The 1,761-nt window shown below is 72.7% G+C and carries 3 protein-coding genes; all 3 read left to right on the top strand.

Annotated elements, in window-relative coordinates:
* A partial coding sequence (locus Q7W29_07445) for a glycosyltransferase (protein ID MDO9171647.1) occupies positions 1-340 on the top strand: 340 nt, incomplete at its 5' end.
* A gap of 26 nt (positions 341-366) precedes the next feature.
* The gene (locus Q7W29_07440; protein MDO9171646.1) at positions 367-1,500 is read left to right on the top strand and encodes a glycosyltransferase family 2 protein; all 1,134 of its coding nucleotides are present in this window, start codon (positions 367-369) and stop codon (positions 1,498-1,500) included.
* Positions 1,501-1,514: 14 nt separating this feature from the next.
* On the top strand, positions 1,515-1,761 hold a 247-nt coding region (locus Q7W29_07435; GenBank protein MDO9171645.1), incomplete at its 3' end, for a hypothetical protein.

Genomic DNA, 1,761 nt, shown 5'->3' with positions numbered 1-1,761 from the left:
CTACCTGCAGCGGCTGGCGATCGGCGTGATGTGCTCGGACTCCGAGGGCTTCAGCAACGCGGTGCTCGAGTACATGCTCAGCGGCTGCGCGGTGGTCGCGACTTCGGTCGGCGGCAACCTCGAGGCGGTGCACGACGGCCGTACGGGCCTGCTGGTGCCGCCGGGCAACGACGTCGCCCTGGCCAGCGCCCTGTCCCGACTGATCGAGGAACGCGGCACGCGCGCGGTGCTGGCCCGGCAGGCCCGGGCCATGGTCGAGGCGCAGTACGGCTGGGAGCCCTGCGTCGCCGCGCACGAGGAGTATTATCAAGCGGCACTTCGGGCTGTGGTCAACAAGTAGGAATAAGTTCCGGCAAGGATCGTCCCATGTCCGTCGTCCTGGTGCTCTGCCTCGCCCTGCTCGCGTACGTCTACGCGGGCTACCCGCTGCTCTGCGCCCTGCTGGCGGGCGTGCGGCGTCGTCGGGTCGCGGCCGCCCCCCTCACGCCGCGGGTCAGCATCCTGATCGCCGCCCACAACGAGGTGGCGTGCATCGGCCAGACCGTGCGCAACAAGCTCGCCCTGGACTACCCGCCGGAGCTGCTGGAGATCGTCGTCGTCTCCGACGGCTCCACCGACGGCACCGACGGGGAGGTCGCGGCCATCGCGGCCGCCGAGCCGCGGGTCCGCTTGCTGCGGCAGGAGCCGCGGGCCGGCAAGACCTCCGCCCTGAACCTGGCGCAGGCGCACATCACCGGGGAGATCATCGTCTTCTCCGACGCCAACTCCCTCTACGCCCCCGACGCCCTGCGCCGGCTGATGGAGCCGTTCGCGGACCCCGCGGTCGGCTACGCGACCGGGCGCATGCTCTACCGGGCGCGCGACGGCTCGCTGACGGGGGAGGGCTGCTCGGCCTACATGCGCTACGAGAACATGCTGCGCGGGCTGGAAACGTCGCTGGGTTCGGTGGTCGGGGTCGACGGGGGCATCGACGCCGTGCGCAGGGACCTCTACACCGTCATGCGCGCCGACCAGCAGCCCGACTTCGTGCTGCCGCTGAGCGTGGTCGCGCGCGGGCGGCGCGTCGTCTACGCGCCCGGCGCCCGCGTCTACGAAGCGAGCCTGTCCGAGACGGGCGCCGAGTTCCGCATGCGCACCCGCGTGGCCCTGCGCGCCTGGCACGCGCTGCGGGACATGGCCGGCCTGCTCGACCCGGTCCGCTACGGCCTGTTCTCCTGGCAGCTGTTCTCCCACAAGTGGCTGCGCTACCTGGCGCCGATCTTCCAGGTCATCGCCCTGCTGAGCAACCTCGCCCTGGCCGGCCGCGGCGGGGTCTGGGACGTGCTGCTAGCGCTGCAGGGCGCCTTCTACCTGCTGGCCCTCCTGGGTCTCGTCGGCCTGCGCCTGCCGGCGCCGCTCTCCTTCCCGTACTACCTGTGCCTGCTGAACGCGGCCGCCGGCAACGCGCTGCTGCGTTTCCTGGCGGGGCAGCGCCAGGTGATCTGGACCCCGCGCACCTGAAAGGACGGTCCACCGTGCGCCTCCCCGACTGGGTCGTGGGCCGCCTCGCCGAGCCCGTGTGGGATCTCTACGAGGGCAGCGTGCGCCTGCGCACCTACCGCCGGCTCGCGCGCGACCAGTTCGACCCGCCCGAGGCGCTGGAGCGGCGTCGGCGGGAGCGGCTCAACGAGCTGGTGCGGCACGCCGCGGCGCACTCGCCCTTCCACGCCCGCCGCCTGCGCGACGCCGGCATCGACCCGCGCGGCGTGCGCGACATCGCCG

The sequence above is a fragment of the bacterium genome (assembly GCA_030654305.1).
Lineage (GTDB): Bacteria > Krumholzibacteriota > Krumholzibacteriia > LZORAL124-64-63 > LZORAL124-64-63 > PNOJ01.
The sequence above is the reverse complement of the archived record's forward strand: the minus strand, read 5'-3'. Positions and strand labels throughout refer to the sequence as shown.

Coding starts and splice junctions, on each gene's coding strand:
- Q7W29_07440 (MDO9171646.1), top strand. CDS start 367: ATGTCCGTCGTCCTGGTGCTCTGCCTCGCCCTGCTCGCGTACGTCTAC.